The following is an 18,388-nucleotide window of genomic DNA, read 5'->3' as shown; positions in this document are numbered from 1 at the left end:
GATGTAAAGGCTAAAAATGACAAGAGCTGTGTGAATCGAGAGGTTCATGCACAGTTCTGTGAGGGGCTAGTGGGGAAGTTCCACCGGTCTACTCGACCACCCGCAAATTACCTGCTAATTGCAATGTTCGTACAGCTGTGTACACCATGCGCTGGGATGAAAGGAAGAAGGGTGCTGAAATGACACTGTCATAGAACTTCAGCTGTACTCTATGATTTTACATATTGAATTAATTATTTATATCTTTTTACTAAAGTAAAAATTATACTGATGTTGAAATTTACGCTTTCTTTAGAGAGATCACCCTATGCTTGATATTGAGGGATTAATAAATTAGAGGTTAAAGTTATGACAATCAATCGACAAGTAAATAAAGATATAACTAAAGAAGAATATTTCAATAATGGTGGTAAGGGATTTAACTCGCCACATATTATAGAAATAGAAGGGCTAAATATTAAAGTAGAGGTTTATTCTCATTATTTAAAGGCAAGTAAACTTGCTAAAATTGAAAGTGAGATAAGAGAAACAGCTACTAATTTTAAAGATGCATTTAAGTTGGAGCCTGGTAGCTCAGAACAAACATTCAAAATTTATGTGTTCGATAATAAAGCTGATTACACTCACCTTGGCGGAAGCGAGCGTTTCGGTTCATATCTTGGAGATGAAGGTGGTAAAACTTACTATAGAGGGGAAGCTGGTGTTTTTGCTGAGATGTACGTCTATCAGCAAGGCGGTGTTCACAACCTTCAGCATGAATTTGCACATGGTTTGACTTACTTAGCTACGGGAGGTGGCCGTTTACCTACAGTGTTAATGGAAGGGATTGCAGATTACTTTGAACACCACTCAGACTATAAGTTCAATGCTCAAGGATCGAGCATTGATAAAACTGAAGCTGCAAATTTGGATTTAAGTAGAATTTTAAATTTGGAATACTCAGAAAATAGTGAAGCAAATAGCCTGGTTTATAAAACTGGTCATGCATTAATAATGTATTTACAAACAAATTATCCAAGCTTGCTAAGTGATTACTTAAGTGCTATACGTGCCGGTGATAGCGGTAGATCAAAAGAACTTTTGGAAGAAGTACAACAACATAACGATGCCTTTAAAGGCTGGCTTGCTGAAAATAGCACAGATGTTGCAATGCAGGACATCAATGCTTTGCAAGCCACAAAAGAAGAATTTATAGCAACTGGTCAAGAAATAGTAGATGGAGAAATAAAAAACGTATCATACTATAGAGCAGATATAAAAACAATGAATGGAGAAAATGTTGGCAATTTCTCTCCTGTAGAACACGTTGCATTTTATGATTTTGCTCGTGCTATGAATAGGGCAACGAATGATACGATTGATATATCAAGGGAATATCATTTCTTGAAAGTAATCAAAACTCCCGACGGGCAAACTAAACTCACTTACTCTGATCAGCAGGGTAATGAGTATCGAAACAGTCTAGAGTATAAAATACAAGCTTTCAGGATGCTATCAAGGTATGATGAAGGTTTAAAGAAAACTCACGATGATGCATTAAAAGGGTTGAATCAAGAGAGGCAGGAAGAATATCCAAAGATAGGCAGAGAATATCGTGAAGGGAAGATTTCTTACGAAGAGTATTTAGAAAAATATCGTTCAATTCCTTCTAAATATCAGAAATTAGAAAATGCCTTACTTGATAAAACCATAAACACTGGCCTAGAAGAAGTAAAAGCGACTAAGAACATTGATGTAGAAAAGATGTTAGAAGAGATGATCAATATCAATCCAAACTTAGTCAGAGGTGACCATATTGATCTACAAGAAGGTAAGATTCTCTCTATAAAAGCTCTCGGTAAAGGGGATATGGGTGCACTGTCTATATATGATGGAAATAAAAAGCTTGGAGAGCTGTTGAGCGAATCAGGCTTTTTTAAGCAAGTTGAAGGCAAAACTAAAGAAACTTTTTTCTTTGAAGATATATTGCATAACTTAAATGTTCGATATGATGGTGGTGCTTATATGGCGGTTACAGAAGAAAATGGTCATTATAAAGCTTCCCTGATAGATGGCAGAATGGTTGAACGTGATGAATACTTCAATGAAGCACATTTACACGAAAATGAATTTTTGCATCCTAGTGTTGGACATATTAAAAAAGACTTGGATCCTTTACTTCTTAAAGGCACGAAGATTTTGAGTCATAAGGATTCAAAACATGCTCAATATTCTAATGAGCAAAGAGAAAATAGAGCAATCGCGGAAAAAGGAGAGTTATTGGATAATAAGGGGACCGATAGGACAGATGACGATGTATATGAAGCTGTCGTGAAGCAGAAAAGCGAGCGCTTATATGAGTTCAAAAACATGGGTTTTTACATTAGTGAGGAAGGCGACCCATTTATTCATGACCAAGGAGCAAACTTAAGATTTCCACTACCAAAAAGTGTTACTCATCTGAAATTAGTACTGAAGGACGGCGGATATAAATTGGTGCCAACTGATCAGGATGGTGTTGAATGTAGGTATGATGCTCGGGGTAATCTTATACCAGATGAATATAGATATATAGATCCAATATTTGCACATGAATATAAAAAGAGAGATTATTCTCATGAGCATGTCAATATAGGTCTTATAAATTTTGATAAATATCCCATTGGTAAGCTTTTTGCTATTAAGTACGATCCAAACGATTACCATATACAAAAAAACTCCAAAGGTGAAATACTTAGAATAAACGGTCAAATATATTTCACTAAGGTAAAATTATTTGACGGTGATGAAGAAATTGGCATGTTGTCTAATAACTTCCATCACTTCCAAGGAAAAATATTCTTTTCTGTTGACTATAACTACAGTTATAGCGATTTCCTGGCAACCGTTTTTCCTCAACTTGAAATTAAAGATACGAGCGATGGGAGTAAAAGAATAATGTTTGATCGAGGTAGAGGCGACATTGGTGATACTGATAAAGGTTACACTGATTATCAGAGAATATTTACAAAAGGCAAACAAACCGAAAGTTCAAAAGAACAGGCAAGTGTAAGCAAAACTGAAACAGAAGTCGATCCGCCACACATGGGTCATAGTACTACTAATGCTGTTACACGAGCTGCCGAAGAGAAAGCTGCATCAAACGACAATGATGAAATGCAGTCTGATCAGCCACAAAGTTTAATAAGAACGAAAAGGTCAGCTTCAGTAGAGGACAAAGAGCAAGAGCAGGTAGTGTTGAAAGACACAATCTTGAAAATAGAAAAGAACTATGATCGAGATTCGGAAGGAAAGCATAAGGCAAATATCACTATAGATTATAATGATGTAAAAGCCTTGTATGACAGAGCTGAGGGAGCAGAAAAGCAATCTGTGTTAAAGTTTTGGCATAAATTGGCCGAATCGGGATATAAGGTTGGTGCTTTGCCGGAAGACAAGTATTACTTTAAAGATGGCAAATTCGTAATTCGTGATAGCGATACGAAGAAGTGTATAGCGTTGCCTGAAGATAAGGTGTACATTAAGATAATGAAAGATGGCGATCATTATGACTTAGCTATATCTAATAAAGAGGGCAAGGTAATAAGTAGTATTACAAAAATAGATAACTTAAACTATGAGTTGCTATCAGACACAAGTGGTGTCGGTTTAGAAACGCAAGATAGCGCTTCATTTTCAGATCAACATTATGAATATAATGTTGATCTAGAGAATGGTTTAGGAGAAATATTTAACTGTACAAACGATTACGCTTATTACGACTATAACTCGTTTAACGTGGGTTAATACACATAAAGGGCTACTGTTTTAACGCAGTAGCCCTCATGCGTGTAAGGTTATTATACTAAATAGAGTATAAATTGTTACAGAATTACAAATTTTTTTGATATTAGCAAGGAATATAATAATGCAGCACTGCCTTGCGTATTGCCAATCCGAATTCTACCTGTTGTAAAATAACACAATCTGCTATATCACTGCTGATCTCGATCCCTCTGTTTATTGGACCTGGATGCATAACAATCGCACTTGGTTTTGCGCATGATAATTTTCGTGAATCAAGCCCATATAAATGAAAATATTCTCTTTCTGAAGGAACAAAACAACTATTATTCATGCGCTCTTTTTGCAACCTCAAAAGCATAATTACATCGGCATCCTTTATGCCTTCAATTAGCGAATAATGGACTGAATCTACCTCAGGAAAATATTTACAAATCAAGGTTGGTGGTGCAACTAAGCATATTTTTGCTCCAAACATTTTTAATAATCTTATATTCGATCTTGCAACTCTGCTGTGTAAAATATCTCCGCATATTACAATTTTGAGATCCTTTATTTGCTTTTTATGACTACTGATTACAAAATAGTCCGCAAGGGCTTGAGTTGGATGTTCACTGCTTCCATCACCTGCATTGATTAGTGAGCAGCTAACATGCTCAGCCAGAACATTCAAAATACCGCTGTTTTTTTGCCTGATTACTATATAATCAGGATTCATTGCATTTAACGTTTTTACCATATCTTTCAAATTTTCCCCTTTGTTAATAGAAGAAGATTTTATCGGCAGAGTTATAACATTTGCTCCAAGACTTTTTGATGCTATTTCAAAAGATGCAAGAGTGCGCGTTGAATCTTCAAAAAATAGATTTATTACCGTTTTATTTTCTAGAATATGACCACTTGCAACTTCATTTTTCAGATATTGACTAGCTAGCTTAATTATATTCTCTACATCATTGATTGTGAGGTCCTGTATGCTTAGCAAATTCCTGCTATTGCTCATAGTTTCTTTTAATGCACAATAACCTATTCTACTTTCTTATTACCTTTTTTCAACAAGTCTCCTCCACGAGAATTATTTAAGCTAAACCTAAATAGGCATTGCATTAAAACAAAAACTGGTATTAATTGATAATTAGTATTCTGGTTTTATTGCTGTTAGTTTGTTAATAGTAAGTGAGGTTGAAAATGGCTGCAAAAACTTAAAAGAAAGATGAGAAAACTAGCCTGGGAAGCAAAATACTAGATTACGTCCCGTGGAGAACGGCGCTCACAATTGCTGCTTTTGCTATTCAAGTTGTTGGTCCTGTTGCTGGTGCAGTTGTTGGAGCTTTAGCATATGGTAATTATAGGAAGAATAATAGAACTAAAGATGAAGAAAGCAGCAAAGAGAATGCAAAGCCAGGTTGCTTAGAGAAACTCTTATCTCAAGCTGGCACTATTGCAAAGAGAATCGGTGTTATTGCAATTGGCTTTCTGTTTGGAGGACCAATTGGTGGTATAATTGCCATGGATCTTATGGTTGCTGACGGTATATCAGGTGGTAAGCTTATTCAAGGAGCAGAAAAAGCATTAGATGTAGGTTATGATGTACTGAGTGCTGCGGGAAAAGGCATATTAGATGCAGAAAGACAGGCAGTAGATAAGATGAAAGGTTCTGAGAAGGAAGTTGAAAAAGAAGGCAAGCCGATACATAGCTTTAACAATCTTGCCTACTTTCCTGAGGTGAATGATGGAAAGGAAGTTGATAGTGCAGAACAGCCAGCTAAAGACAGCAAAGTTGAAGCTGAGTTGCGAAGAAGAGAAAACTCAGCAAACCAAAAGCGCGGAGGTAGGCAAATAAACTAGCATATATCCCAGTGCTTGATAGCACTGGGATATATGCGGATTATTTCCACTTACACTCATCAGCTATCATAACAGCTTCGAGCAGGTTTTCTTCAAGTTTGCTGAGAGGTAAGTCACTTTGTAAATAATTCCCCCAAGATTTTAATGCGTCGGAAGTTTCAACGCCTTCAACAATAGGATATTCCTGATTTTTTTTAGCATATAGTTCTTGAGCTTGCTTGCTTACTAAAAATTCCAGCAAAGTTATAGCATTTTTTCTGTTTTTTGCGCTTTTTGTTACCGCTGCACCACTAATATTCACCATTACACCATTGTCGTTTTGATTAGGGAAGAAAACTCCTAGCTTGTCTATAACATTCCTTTTATTTCCATGTCCTAACGAAAGAATTCTTGCAAAATAATAGCTATTTACTATTGCAACATCTCCTTCACCAGCAGCTACAGCATAAATTTGGTCAGTATCGCCACCACTTGGTTTTCTTGCCATATTGCTCACAATTCCACAGACCCATTCTTTTGCCTTTTCAAAACCTTCGTTTGCAATCATAAAAGCAATCAATGATCGGTTGTATGGACTCGTAGAAGAACGTGCTAATATTTTTCCTTTCCACTTTTCATTTGCTAAATCTTCATAAGTACTTAAATCTTTAGGATCTACTGATTCTTTATTATAAACCAATATTCTAGTTCTTTTTGTGAGGCCAAACCAATAATCTTCATTATCTCTAAATTTTGCAGGTATAGCATTTTTTAAAACCTCTGAGTCTACTTGGGACAGAAGGTCTCTTTTTTTTGCTAAAATCAAATTCACTGTATCTGCAGTCAAAAATAAGTCAGCTTCACCACCATTTTCCATGCGTGAGAGCAACTGAGAACAATCATCAATAATATAACGTACCTTGATGCTCGTGTTTTTTGTAAATTCATCAAATAAAGTACGTACTAATTCCTCCTTGCGTGATGAATAAACATTCACCACTTGTGAATTGTCTGTTTCGCTGTTCTTGTACAAATAAGTAATGACTATTAATACAGCTGCTATTAGAAATGTGAATATTAAAGCTCTTTTCATATTGAATACAATAGTTTCTTATAGTTAAAGATACTCAAATAGGGAGACTTTAGCAAATGTAAAATTTGCTTAATACATAAGAACTATCGCCCCAATTAAGGGGCATTAATATTGTGTAGGAAATTTATTTATCCACTAACACCGTAAACAACACCTGGATAATTGTGAGATTGAACCACAACTTGCTCAAGCGTTAAGCTGCTGCGCTTAGCGTCTTTACTGTGATTTTCCTTAAGAACATTTGTTCTTTCGCGTTTTATTTCTTCAATGAGTTCCTTGTTAACATTTTCAGCGTTGATCTCTCCTAAGGGATATATAAGATTAGTGCAATTTGTCTTGTTATGGTAATGTACACCAAGGCATATGATTAATAATGTAAGTATACCTGAGCATATAAGTAATGATAATCCTACATTGTGATTCAAAAGATTCTGATAAAATTTATGTACATTATTAACGCCATCTATTGCAAGTAGCTCTAAAGGAAGCGCGATATTTGCAGCAACTACGCCAGTTAACAATGCAGTAAATATTGGCCTATTGTTGATTACTGATTCTATTTTGTTAGTTCTACTAATTACTTTTTCATCAATGTTAATGAAGCCGTTTTTAGCTTTCCAAGCGTTAAGTGCAAAATTTGAATGAGTGCCATTGCTATATTCCAATCTTACAGATTTTATTACTTTATCCTTTGGCTGGCGCTCCAACATTTCATCTAAAATCTCATCCGTATTTTTCCCTTGGATTTCACATTCTTCAGTATTTCTAAATTGCTTTATTGCACAAAATATTGGAATAATTGCAATCAATGAAGCAAGTGCAATAACCGGTATAGTGACATATTTTGGGCTGTCTGTAAAAAACGCAATAAATTTTGCTTTGTCTTGTAAATATACTAAAGCTGTGGATGTGCCAAGTATAATAGCAGCTGCACTAAAAGTTACAAAACCCTTATGCTGCATGGCATACTTTGCTCTTGGCAAGAGTCTGTTTGTTTTTTTACTGTTCGAAGTTGCATTGCCTCCTACATCGGATTCACTAAGAGACCTGTCAGAGCCATCTTCGCTTTTATACGATGGAGGAGAAGTTGAAGGTGTCTCTGAACATAACTTATTCTTAATATCTTGAAGATTCTGTATAGGTTCTTCAATCCATTTTTCTACTTCGTCTAAATAACCATCATCTGCTGCTCTGTTTGTTTCTGTTGTCAGCTCACTAGATATATTAATCTCCTTAAATGTGATATTTTCTAATTCTTTTTTACTAATATCAACTTCCGCTATTTCTTGATCTATATTTTCTAAGAGACTATTCATATTTTTTTTTAACAATTCCTTTATGTTTCTATGAAAGTCATCAACAGGATTAGTGTTCCGCATATTACCATCAACTAACATTACTTTTTGCGGTAACATACCTTTGTCTTTTTTATGTGCTTTTAAAAGATATAAAACACATAGATGTTTTCCGATTTGTGGATCTTGAGACTTATTCATTTTTTCAGCCATTTTTGCTGGATCTTCAATTTGTGAGGTTTGACGCTTAGTTGTTTCTTCAAATACTTTAATACTTTGTGCCTGCTCTTCTGTTAAATCTAAATAATTTTTCACTATATATTCTACTGATTTGGGATATGCAAGTGATACAATAGCAACTTCTGCTCCTCTTGAAAGTGCAGATTGTAATACATGCTTTAGTTTTTTTTTATTTTTGATTCCTGAATTTTTTAAAAATTCTTCTATTTTTTCTTTAGTTACTGCATTGTCTTGGCCAGAATCATAATCATTATAATTTTGGTATTCAAAGAGATTGCACATGGAGCTTTTGACAATTGTTTGATCAAAGTCAAATATTAATAGTGCGTTCTTTTTAGGCGATAGTGAATTCGTTACTGGTCCCATATTTACTCCGAAATTAATTATCAATGCTGTGTTGATTACACTATAATTGTTAAGATATAGTAAATACTAATTTAAGAAAAAATATGAAAAATTTAGTATAAAAATTGCCTATCAAAGATTCTTTCCTCTAGTGAATAATCCCTATCAAAAAGTAGAGTAACTATGTTCTCATGGTCTTTCTGCATTTTTATTTGTGATATATTATGGAACTCCTTGTAATCTGATACTATAAGTACTGGACGATTTTCCATGTCGTTAATGTCAATTTGTACTACTGTATCACTTGAGATTAATGCTCCGTTCCAATGCCTTGGGTGATAGCTATTAATAGAGGTCAGTGCAAGTAAGTTTGAGTTTAACGGTAAGATTGGGCCTCCGGCGGAAAGGTTATATGCAGGGCTACCGGTTGGGGTAGACAATATTATTCCATCCCCTCTAAATTTTTCTACTTTTAGCTTGTCATTGATAGTAATATTCATTTCTACTATTTGATTTGCTTTTCTAAAGACATATACCTCATTTAACGCTATGTAATGGTGTTTTTTGCCACCTATGTCTGTAGCTTCCATTTTTAACAAAGTGAGCTGTGTTGTGGTTGCGTGTTCTATGTTATCAATTAGATCTTCGCTGCGACTAAAGCACTTATTCATCAAAAATCCAACGTTGCCAGTATTTACTCCATATACATGTATGTTTTTATTTCCTATCACGTAATTATGTAGGGCGCGTAGCATAAAGCCATCACCGCCAAGAACTATGAGTAGATCAATTTCGGATTTATTTTCCTCTGTTATACTGATAAGATTAAATTTTTGTAACAGTTTGGATACTTCCTGCGATTTTGGTGACTCAGAAGCAACGTAGGCTATATTTTTATATTTATGCATGCTTCACTCCGAAAGAAGCAAAAACTAGAAGATACCTCCATACTTATCGTTAAACTTAGCTATTTTGCTAGTTTTGCTTGCTGACACACTTGTCAAACTTCCAGTCCATGCAGGGTGGGTTAGAGGATCTCTGTCAAGTTTTACCTTATCACCCTCCTTTCCATAAGTGGAACGAGTTTCAAACTCTTGCCCATTTGTCATGATTATAGTAATCTTATGATAATCAATTTCTGCCATTGCTACCTACAAACTTCTAGTTAGTTAATATTCTAGTGGATTCGATTCACTAAGTCAATTATTATTCTAAAATATTGACAAAAAATAAATAAAGTAGTATACTTAATAAAGAATAAATAATAATTATTATGATTTTCGCTTTCCCTGGTCAGGGCTCCCAGTTTGTAGGAATGGGAAGGAGCTTATATAGTGAGTTCTATGTTGCAAGACAGGTATTTAATGAAGTAGATAGTATACTAAGTGGAAAGTTATCTAGTTTAATTTTTGACGGCCCTATTGAAGAATTGACCATCACAGAAAATGCTCAGCCAGCTATAATGGCAGTGTCAATTGCAACGCTACGTGTTATGGAGCACGTGTTTGGCAGATCTCTTTTCTCTGATTGCAACGTTCAGTATGTTTGTGGACATTCAGTTGGCGAGTATACAGCACTATGTGCTGCAGGAGCACTGACTCTTGAGTCTGCAGTCAAGCTGCTGAAAGTTCGAGGTGAAGCGATGCATGAAGCCTCTCTGAAATGTAAAGGCGGAATGGTTGCATTGCTTGGAGCAGAGATAAGCGAAGTAGAAAATGTATTAGAATCAGCCCAAATTGACGTGGTTTGTGAAGTTGCAAACGACAATGGCGGTGGACAGGTAGTGGTAAGCGGCACTGCGGAAGCTCTTGAAATGTTACCTGATTTATTCAAAGACTCAAGCGTTAGAAAACTAATTAAATTGCAAGTTAGTGGGCCTTTTCATTCATCTCTTATGAAACCTGCTGATGAAAAACTTTTGGAATTTTTGGAAAGCATTACAGTAACTCGACCTTTAATTCCCTTTGTATCAAATGTTACAGCTAAAGAAGAAAGTGACCCAGAAATAATAAGAGATTTGCTTGCTAAGCAAATCATAAGCAAAGTAAGATGGAGAGAGATGGTTTTATATATGGTAACCCGCAACGTTAACAAATTCGTTGAAATTGGACCTAACAAAGTTTTATCTAATTTAGTAAAAAGAATTGATCAATCTATCAACGTGAAAAATATAAATAGTGTTGGTGATATTGATAGTTTTCTTGATGAATCGCTAGTGTTGACAGCGGAAAATCTAGAAGTTAGTTTAAGTTGAAGTGTATCTATTTGGTATTACCCAAGTAGATACATTTTACGAGCATTGTGATTGATAGACCAGAAAGGATGTCATCCAAGTAGCCAGCGCTGGTCTCCATGCAATCCCGTCAAAAATGTTGTACGCAAAAGCACCCCACAGAAAATGACTAAAAGGTTTATTTTTTATTTAGTGACAATCAAACTTCGCATTTTTTATAATGTTATTTACAGTTATCATATCTTCATGGAATGAGCTCCATATATGTTTTATTAAAGAATGATCATCAATATATGCATCAGGGCTTGTTATGTTTGAGTAAATGTCAAAAAACACATTTACCATTAATTATACCCCTATATGTATCTGCACCATAGAGGTGACTTGTGACATTATCACTACCGTTAAGGTATGTAAAGTGATATCCATCTATCAATATCTTATTTGGTACTTCTTTTCCTTTATCATCATAAAAACCTTCGTAATTCATATACGGATAACTGCTATAGCATGCTTTTTCTGAAACATCATTTTTGCTGATTAGTACATCTGCTCTTATAAAATAGTAGCGGTCGTCTTTAAATTTAAATGAAAAAATTTTTCTTGCGTTTTTTATAAGAGAGTCATTTTCGTAATTATCGTAAACAGTCCGTACGTTATTGTTGTTATCTACAACCACACTACCAGGTAGTGATAATTGCAAGCCGCTTTCTCTGTCATAAAATGTATGCAGTTTTTCTTTTGCAAAAATTTGTGTAGTTGACAAAAAAGCAATAATTAAAACCTTAAACAAAAAGATAATCATACCAATTATATTTGCAATGCTAAAATAGGAAAAATACTTACTATACGCTACATAGTTTTTTTCTTGTTATTTTATCTTCCAGATAAACCCATACTGTGATAGTTGTAAATCCCAGCTAAGATGACAGAGGATGATAATCAAAATTAGACAATCAATGAACTACCTGTCATTTTATCCGGGCTTTTAATCCCAAGCAGCTGTAAAACAGTAGGGGCGATGTCAGATAACTTTCCATCTCTCAGCTTCAGATTGTTATAAGAATCAGAGCATACGATGAATGGAACTGTATTCAAAGTATGTGCTGTGAGAGGTGTGTTGTTTTCTTGATCGAACATGCACTCAACATTGCCGTGATCTGCCGTAACAATGAGCGCAATGTTACCTACTTCTTTAACAGCATTGAGCACTTTCATAAGGCAATTATCTATAGCTAGCACAGCCTTCTGAGCTGCTTTCATGTTACCTGTATGACCTACCATATCAGGATTAGCGTAATTTACAACTATCAGTGCGAATTCTTTGGAATAAATTTTTTCTACAAGCTTTTCTGTGAGCTCAAAGGCTGCCATTTCAGGCTGCAAATCATAAGTTTTGACTTTTGGCGATGGGATGAGAATTCTTTCTTCACCAGGAAAAGGCTCTTCTTTTCCACAATTAAAAAAGAAAGTTATATGAGCGTATTTCTCAGTTTCAGCAATACGCAACTGTCGTAGTTTATTATCCGCTATTGCCTGTCCTAGAGTGTTGGCAAAGGATGTGGGAGAAAAAAGACAGGGAATTCCTAAGTCCGTTTTGTATTGCATCATACTTAAAATTGAAGAGAATTTTGCCACTTCAATGTAGTCTGTTTTACCAAGCAAGATACTTGCTAATTGTATCATCCGATCGGCACGAAAGTTAGCTAGTAACACTCCATCTTCTGGCTTTATACCTTGATATTTACCTATTACTGCAGGTCTGATAAACTCATCAGTTATGTTGTTTTGATAATTATTATCAATCAACGACATCACACTATCGTGACAAGGTGCCTTTGCAAATGTAATAGCTTCGTAAGCTTCAATTGTTCTTTCCCACCTGTTATCACGGTCCATAGCGTAATAACGTCCAGAGACAGTAGCAATTCTTATGTCATTGCCCTTTATACTCTCTTCAAATTCTTGAATGCATTTTTTCCCCGAATTTGGCGATGTATCTCTGCCATCTAAAAATGCATGTATTACCATCTTAATTCCGTGTTGCGATATTTTATTTGCCAGAGTTGAAATATGTTTTTGATGCGAATGAACACCACCGTCTGACACTAATCCCATTATATGGCATACGCCATGCTTGCTTTTTAAATTAACAATAAAGTTTTGTAGATTTACATTGCTTTCTATTGTTCCTATTTCTTGATTAATGCGCTGTAGGCTTTGTATCACTACTCTGCCACTGCCAATATTCATATGGCCAACTTCTGAATTGCCTATCTGACCATCTGGTAGCCCAACATCGGTTCCATAGGCAGATAAACTGCATTTTGGGTAATTAGAGCTAATATACTTCCAAAAGGGTGGATTTGCATTGCTGATAGCATTATATTTACTATTCTCTATTCCATTTCCCCAGCCATCTAGTATACATAAAACAACTGATTTAAAGTTCATGCGGTGCTAGAATTGTATAGATATAACATGATACCAAAAACAAACTCTTTCCACAATTTCTATATTGCGTGATATAAAGTTTGTAAAGGAGGAGTTATCACATAGGTGCGTCAGAACAACATTAGATCTCTCGCATAATAAACTAGTTTTAGCATATGCGAAAAAACTACTTGACAAATACCTACAACCACATTATCATAACACTGAAGCTATTCATTTAACTTCGCAATCTGCAGATTAAACGACAAAGGAAACTTTGTATTTGCGTCTCATGTTTAAATTTTTCACTATGTGCACCTTACGTCTTTTTAAAACTTCTGGTTTTTACCTATACAAGCTGAAACGCGCTTATAAGTCGTTTAAGACAGTATAGAACGTCAAATAGAACAAGGGAGTATTTGAATACTAGCTGCTATGGGTTTCTTTTGCCTTTTTTTCTGCTTAGAAAACTTCTTAAATATTTATTGCTAAAGTAGTATCCTAGATTCCAGTGTCAGCTACTTGGATGACAAAGAAAGGAGGTACTTGGATGACAAAAAAAGATGCAATGGAATGACACCGAAGGGGATATGTGTTTTGAGCAAAATTGGCTATAAAACTAAGTGCACTTTTTTCTAAAACAAACGTAGATACAATAACTTCGTTATTGTATCTAACTCAAATCTATATTGACATGTCCCATTTTACGCTTATCCCTGACCTCTTTCTTTCCGTATATGGTCAAACTAGCTTTTTTGTTGCTCAGATACTTATGAAAATCATATATATCACTACCTATTATGTTCTTCGTCATGCAAGGAAAGCGTAGTGCTACTTCCTGCATAGGTAACCCGCATATTACCCTAACCAATTGCTCAAACTGACTAACGTTACATGCATCCAAACTCCAGTGGCAGGAATTGTGAGGTCTTGGAGCTAGTTCGTTAACTAGAAGCTCATTATTTTTAGTAATGAAAAATTCAATAGCAAGGATTCCTACTACATCAAGCGCATCTGCTATTTTCGCTGCGGTTTGTTGTACCTCTTGAGCTAATTTACTATCTATTTTGGCTGGCACTGTTGAAGTGTCAAGCATTCCATCAAAGTGGTGATTTTCTGCTATAGGAAAAAAAGTTACTTTACCGTTTTTATCTCTTGCAATAACTATTGAAACCTCTTTTAGTAAATCAACACCTGCTTCGAGGATATACTTTGTGTTCCAATCAAAGGAAACAAATTTTTTCGCTTCAGAATCATTCTCGATCACATATTGTCCTTTTCCATCGTAACCCATTTCTGCTGTTTTCAGCCTTACTGGGCAGCAAAAAGTTCTACTGCTTTCTAATAGCTCATCATGATTTTGTATATTTTTATAACCAGCGGTTTTTATACCCAAATCTCTAATAAAGTCTTTTTCTCTCAGCCTATTTTGCGAAATATGTAGTGCTCTTTTACCCGGATAAAAATCCACATGCTGTGATATAATATCAACTGCGTTACAAGGAATATTTTCAGATTCAATAGTGACTAAATCCACGCTCTGTGCAAAAGATACAAGTGCCTTCCTATCAGAAAAATCTGCTATTGTTACACTACCGGCAACAGAGCAAGCTGGATCATCCTTAGCATTGGCAAAAATATGTGTTTTTTGCCCAAGTTTTGTTGCAGCAATAGCAGTCATCTTACCTAATTGTCCACTACCTATTATTCCTATTACTCTTTCGCTGAGCATATCTGATCCATATTATCACTGCTAATTAGAATATGATAACATGCTTGAAGAATCCATGAAAATAGTGTATAATTAGGTGTTGTTTTCTTAAATTATAATATGGCTCTAGAGTACACACTTACTACTAACTCTGTTGAAGTTACAGTTTTGCCAGTTTACATTGAGGAGCAATCTATTCCTTATGAAAATTCCTATGTGTGGATATACAATGTTAAGATAAAAAATAAAAGCCCATCAACTATTCAATTGCTGAGCCGCCATTGGCAGATAATAGATTACAAAGGGAAGGTAAATGAAATTGCAGGTGCTGGTGTTATTGGAGAGCAGCCTGTGATAAAACCTGGAGAAGTATTTAGGTATACGAGCGGGACATACTTAAACGCACCATCTGGAATAATGCAAGGTAGGTACGAATTTCTAAATGAAGAAAGCACAAAAGTCTTTGAGGTCATGATACCGCCTTTTTCTTTGGATAGTCCATACATAAACTCTAGACCGCACTAGGTCTAATGGACTGTCGTTAAAATTTATTTTTTACTCCAATTATCAAGCTTAAACAAGATCATTGTGGAAATTAAGCCGATCGTAACTATCATTAATGAAAATGGGGCAGCCTCTCTGTAACGCTCATCGCTTACAAGCTCATATATTCTAGTTGATATAGTTTCAAAATTAAATGGTCTTATAATGAGTGTTGCCGTGAGTTCCTTGATAGTATCCATAAACACGAGCAAAAACCCCGACAGTATACTTTTCCTGATGAGAGGAATATGAACATTCAGACACGTGGAGATAGGTCCATGACCCATAGTATACGCGGTCCACTCAATTTCATTTGGTGTTTTTTTGAGCCCTGATTCTATTGCTTTAAAAGATATAGCAAAAAAACGAAATAAATACGAGTAAATCAAGGCGCCAACAGTTCCTACTAAGCTCACTTCCACAATATATTGAGTAACAAAAGAAGATATCTTGCTTAAAAATATTATTATACTAATTGCGATAATCGCATTTGGAATTGCGTAGCCTAAAGAAATAAGACGTGCTACACTACTGATAGCCCTATTTTTACGCGCCGCATATCCAATCATTATTGCAATGCTAATCGAGATTAGCGCGGTAACAAATGATAAACTAAAGCTATTTGCTATTATGCTATAAAATCTTGCTTCATATATGAAAAACCCCTTCTCTATACTCCAATATATCAGTGGAATAATTGGTAAAGCAAAACCTATCAATATTGGCAATACACACATGATATAAGCAAAGATCAATGGCACAACACCATTTATACTGCGCTTGTTGTGGTAGTCTGAATTAGTACTGATTGCAGAATAGGAGATCCCACTTTTTTGCAGGATTTTTTCAATAGTTATTAGTGTTGCAATGAAGATCAATTCTGCAACTGCTAGAACAGTAGCTGAATATTTATCGTGCAGCAAAAACCAGGTGCGATATACTCCTGTTGTAAAAGTGTCAATTGCAAGAAACTGTGGTGTACCAAAATCCGTAATTACTTCCATTAGCACTAAGGATAATCCAGCTATAATTGATGGACGTATAGAGGGTATTATGACAGAAAATAAGCTCTGCAGTGAGGAAAACCCAAGTGTTGATGCAATAGTAACCGAGTTGCTAACGTTCCTTAGACTTGAGCGGACCAATATGTAAACGTATGGATATAAACTGAACCCCATCACTAATATTCCACCACCTAAAGATTTGATCTCGGGAAACCAATAATCGCCTTTGCTCCACTCTAAAATTTCTCTTAACAAACTCTGAATCGTACCTGAGAACTCTAGCATGTTTACATAGATAAACGCTACTATATAACCAGGAATCGATAGCGGAAAAAATAAAGCAATCTCAAAAATTCTACTCCCAGGAAATGAAAAAAATGTGGTGAGCCATGCTGGTATCACTCCAAATATAAAAGATATACTTCCAACTCCTACCATCAAGATTAACGTATTCAGTATATATTCAGGAAAAAGTGTACTGATTACCCACCCAGAATCTGCCGATTTTGTAAATAGAATCGATATTAACGATAATATAGGGCAGATAAATAATATACTTACTAGAAATAAGAATATATTTTTAAATATTCTTAAAAACATTAAATTAAATCCACACTTAATATAAAAATGTTATATACAAAAGCTGAAGATATCCAGAGTTGAATATCTTTATAATTTTATATATTATATTCTAAGTTGATAAGTTAATAATCATGAGCTTTGTCATAGCAACTTTCTACCATTTTGTAGAACTCTCTAACTATTACGATATGAAAGACGAAATAAAAGCTGCATGCGATAACGTTGGGCTGAAGGGTACTATACTCCTTGCAGAGGAGGGCATCAACGCAACCATATCCGGTGAAAGAAACGCAATTGATAAAACATTTGATTTTCTACGTTCTGATTGTAGGCTAAAAGATCTTACGTGGAAAGAAAGTGCAGCAGAATATCAACAATTTAACAAGATGAAAGTGAGGTTAAAAAGAGAAATTGTAAACCTCGGTGTAAGCAATCTTGATATTTCTCTTAGAGGTAAATATGTTGATCCAGAGTATTGGGATGATTTTATCTCTCGACCTGACGTTTTAGTAATAGACACACGAAATGAGTACGAAGTAAAATTAGGTAAGTTCAAGAATGCAATCAATCCACACACTCAATGTTTTCGTGAGTTTCCTCAGTGGGCAAAGTCATTTTCTGAGAATAAAGACCTGAAAGTGGCTATGTACTGCACTGGTGGAATAAGATGCGAAAAATCTACAGTATACATGAAAAGCCTTGGATTTAACGATGTGTACCATCTTAAAGGTGGTATTCTTTCTTATCTTGAAAAAACTTATAATAAAAATGGTAATTGGGAAGGCGAATGTTTCGTTTTTGACGATAGAATCGCTGTTAATAACTCACTTGTTCCAAGCGATAAAATAAAATGCATATTTTGCTCAAATCAAGTTCCAACTGATGAACTGAAATCAGTCTCACGTGGTCAGGTGATTTGCTCTGATTGTAAAGCTTAAGAATGAAAAAACTGGATTTATCTACACGTGTCTGTTCAGCTAAGTGGTTAACTCGTGACTTCCTCTTTGAGTCGTGCAATTTCAGCTTTAGGAAGACCAGTAGTTTGAGCTATGATATCAATAGAAACTCGTGCTTTAAGTAGGTTTTAGCAACTTCAATTTCCCTTTTTTTCTGCCTTTTTCTTCGCCGATTTCTATACCTTTCTCTCTAGCATCATCAAGTTTTTGAGCGAGGACAGCCTTCTCATCACGAATACGCTTTATCTCTTGTTTATACGCTATCAACTCCTTTTCTGACCAGTTGAATCTATTTAGCTCCTCATATGCTTTTTTGATTATTACGTCACTTCCTATTATCCTTTCCAACTCTCTTTCACTAGTT

15 protein-coding genes and 1 pseudogene are annotated in these 18,388 nt (G+C 35.2%); 6 read left to right on the top strand and 10 right to left on the bottom strand.

The window, feature by feature from the left end; translation table 11 throughout:
- A partial coding sequence (locus tag AB6N09_RS04540; RefSeq protein ID WP_411131757.1) for a hypothetical protein occupies positions 1-183 on the top strand: 183 nt, incomplete at its 5' end.
- A gap of 165 nt (positions 184-348) precedes the next feature.
- Positions 349-3,765 (top strand): peptidase M2, encoded by a 3,417-nt coding sequence (locus AB6N09_RS04535; RefSeq protein ID WP_411131756.1) that lies wholly within the window; start codon positions 349-351, stop codon positions 3,763-3,765.
- 103 nt (positions 3,766-3,868) lie between these two features.
- On the opposite strand, the gene AB6N09_RS04530 is transcribed toward AB6N09_RS04535, so the two are convergent.
- On the bottom strand, positions 3,869-4,765 hold the full coding sequence (locus tag AB6N09_RS04530; RefSeq protein WP_411131755.1) for an aspartate carbamoyltransferase catalytic subunit: 897 nt from the start codon (positions 4,763-4,765) through the stop codon (positions 3,869-3,871).
- Between the two features lie 506 nt (positions 4,766-5,271).
- Here AB6N09_RS04530 and AB6N09_RS04525 point away from each other — a divergent pair.
- A complete protein-coding gene (locus tag AB6N09_RS04525) occupies positions 5,272-5,610 on the top strand; it encodes a hypothetical protein (RefSeq protein WP_411131754.1) in 339 nt (112 codons plus the stop codon).
- A gap of 40 nt (positions 5,611-5,650) precedes the next feature.
- On the opposite strand, the gene AB6N09_RS04520 is transcribed toward AB6N09_RS04525, so the two are convergent.
- From AB6N09_RS04520 to rpmE, 4 genes are all read right to left on the bottom strand, one after another.
- Complete coding sequence (locus tag AB6N09_RS04520) at positions 5,651-6,682, bottom strand: extracellular solute-binding protein (protein ID WP_411131752.1); 1,032 nt, start codon at positions 6,680-6,682, stop codon at positions 5,651-5,653.
- Positions 6,683-6,810: 128 nt separating this feature from the next.
- A complete protein-coding gene (locus tag AB6N09_RS04515) occupies positions 6,811-8,583 on the bottom strand; it encodes a hypothetical protein (RefSeq protein ID WP_411131751.1) in 1,773 nt (590 codons plus the stop codon).
- 92 nt (positions 8,584-8,675) lie between these two features.
- Positions 8,676-9,470 (bottom strand): NAD kinase, encoded by a 795-nt coding sequence (locus AB6N09_RS04510; RefSeq protein WP_411131750.1) that lies wholly within the window; start codon positions 9,468-9,470, stop codon positions 8,676-8,678.
- A gap of 24 nt (positions 9,471-9,494) precedes the next feature.
- A complete protein-coding gene (rpmE, locus tag AB6N09_RS04505) occupies positions 9,495-9,707 on the bottom strand; it encodes a 50S ribosomal protein L31 (protein WP_411131749.1) in 213 nt (70 codons plus the stop codon).
- 128 nt (positions 9,708-9,835) lie between these two features.
- Here rpmE and fabD point away from each other — a divergent pair, with 128 nt between their 5' ends.
- Positions 9,836-10,816, top strand: coding sequence for an ACP S-malonyltransferase (gene fabD, locus AB6N09_RS04500; protein WP_411131748.1), 981 nt, complete (start codon positions 9,836-9,838; stop codon positions 10,814-10,816).
- Between the two features lie 304 nt (positions 10,817-11,120).
- Here the strand turns inward: fabD and AB6N09_RS04495 are convergent, their stop codons facing one another.
- From AB6N09_RS04495 to AB6N09_RS04485, 3 genes are all read right to left on the bottom strand, one after another.
- Entirely contained in the window at positions 11,121-11,600 is a 480-nt protein-coding gene (locus AB6N09_RS04495; RefSeq protein ID WP_411131747.1) for a hypothetical protein, read from the bottom strand.
- Between the two features lie 143 nt (positions 11,601-11,743).
- Positions 11,744-13,249, bottom strand: coding sequence for a 2,3-bisphosphoglycerate-independent phosphoglycerate mutase (gene gpmI, locus AB6N09_RS04490; RefSeq protein ID WP_411131746.1), 1,506 nt, complete (start codon positions 13,247-13,249; stop codon positions 11,744-11,746).
- Between the two features lie 652 nt (positions 13,250-13,901).
- The gene (locus AB6N09_RS04485; RefSeq protein ID WP_411131745.1) at positions 13,902-14,960 is read right to left on the bottom strand and encodes a 5-(carboxyamino)imidazole ribonucleotide synthase; all 1,059 of its coding nucleotides are present in this window, start codon (positions 14,958-14,960) and stop codon (positions 13,902-13,904) included.
- 99 nt (positions 14,961-15,059) lie between these two features.
- On the opposite strand from AB6N09_RS04485, the gene apaG reads away from it, so the two are divergent.
- Positions 15,060-15,464 (top strand): Co2+/Mg2+ efflux protein ApaG, encoded by a 405-nt coding sequence (gene apaG / locus AB6N09_RS04480; RefSeq protein ID WP_411131744.1) that lies wholly within the window; start codon positions 15,060-15,062, stop codon positions 15,462-15,464.
- Positions 15,465-15,487: 23 nt separating this feature from the next.
- Here apaG and AB6N09_RS04475 read toward each other — a convergent pair whose 3' ends face one another.
- Complete coding sequence (locus AB6N09_RS04475; protein WP_411131743.1) at positions 15,488-17,086, bottom strand: ABC transporter permease; 1,599 nt, start codon at positions 17,084-17,086, stop codon at positions 15,488-15,490.
- A gap of 113 nt (positions 17,087-17,199) precedes the next feature.
- Between AB6N09_RS04475 and trhO the strand changes: the two genes are divergently transcribed.
- Positions 17,200-18,006, top strand: a complete 807-nt coding sequence (gene trhO, locus AB6N09_RS04470; RefSeq protein WP_411131742.1) for an oxygen-dependent tRNA uridine(34) hydroxylase TrhO — start codon at positions 17,200-17,202, stop codon at positions 18,004-18,006.
- A gap of 47 nt (positions 18,007-18,053) precedes the next feature.
- Here trhO and AB6N09_RS04465 read toward each other — a convergent pair.
- Positions 18,054-18,388: pseudogene (locus AB6N09_RS04465) on the bottom strand (Rpn family recombination-promoting nuclease/putative transposase); the annotation flags it as partial.

It is taken from the genome of Wolbachia endosymbiont of Tettigetta isshikii (assembly GCF_041154185.1).
GTDB lineage: Bacteria > Pseudomonadota > Alphaproteobacteria > Rickettsiales > Anaplasmataceae > Wolbachia.
This window is presented reverse-complemented; position numbering and strand designations above follow the sequence as displayed.

What these genes read in the sequence shown, in the direction of transcription:
- AB6N09_RS04485 (WP_411131745.1), bottom strand. Translation starts at nt 14,960, where the DNA reads ATGCTCAGCGAAAGAGTAATAGGAATAATAGGTAGTGGACAATTAGGT.
- gpmI (WP_411131746.1), bottom strand. Translation starts at nt 13,249, where the DNA reads ATGAACTTTAAATCAGTTGTTTTATGTATACTAGATGGCTGGGGAAAT.
- AB6N09_RS04515 (WP_411131751.1), bottom strand. Translation starts at nt 8,583, where the DNA reads ATGGGACCAGTAACGAATTCACTATCGCCTAAAAAGAACGCACTATTA.
- trhO (WP_411131742.1), top strand. Translation starts at nt 17,200, where the DNA reads ATGAGCTTTGTCATAGCAACTTTCTACCATTTTGTAGAACTCTCTAAC.
- AB6N09_RS04525 (WP_411131754.1), top strand. Translation starts at nt 5,272, where the DNA reads ATGGATCTTATGGTTGCTGACGGTATATCAGGTGGTAAGCTTATTCAA.
- rpmE (WP_411131749.1), bottom strand. Translation starts at nt 9,707, where the DNA reads ATGGCAGAAATTGATTATCATAAGATTACTATAATCATGACAAATGGG.
- fabD (WP_411131748.1), top strand. Translation starts at nt 9,836, where the DNA reads ATGATTTTCGCTTTCCCTGGTCAGGGCTCCCAGTTTGTAGGAATGGGA.
- apaG (WP_411131744.1), top strand. Translation starts at nt 15,060, where the DNA reads ATGGCTCTAGAGTACACACTTACTACTAACTCTGTTGAAGTTACAGTT.
- AB6N09_RS04520 (WP_411131752.1), bottom strand. Translation starts at nt 6,682, where the DNA reads ATGAAAAGAGCTTTAATATTCACATTTCTAATAGCAGCTGTATTAATA.
- AB6N09_RS04475 (WP_411131743.1), bottom strand. Translation starts at nt 17,086, where the DNA reads ATGTTTTTAAGAATATTTAAAAATATATTCTTATTTCTAGTAAGTATA.
- AB6N09_RS04495 (WP_411131747.1), bottom strand. Translation starts at nt 11,600, where the DNA reads ATGATTATCTTTTTGTTTAAGGTTTTAATTATTGCTTTTTTGTCAACT.
- AB6N09_RS04530 (WP_411131755.1), bottom strand. Translation starts at nt 4,765, where the DNA reads ATGAGCAATAGCAGGAATTTGCTAAGCATACAGGACCTCACAATCAAT.
- AB6N09_RS04535 (WP_411131756.1), top strand. Translation starts at nt 349, where the DNA reads ATGACAATCAATCGACAAGTAAATAAAGATATAACTAAAGAAGAATAT.
- AB6N09_RS04510 (WP_411131750.1), bottom strand. Translation starts at nt 9,470, where the DNA reads ATGCATAAATATAAAAATATAGCCTACGTTGCTTCTGAGTCACCAAAA.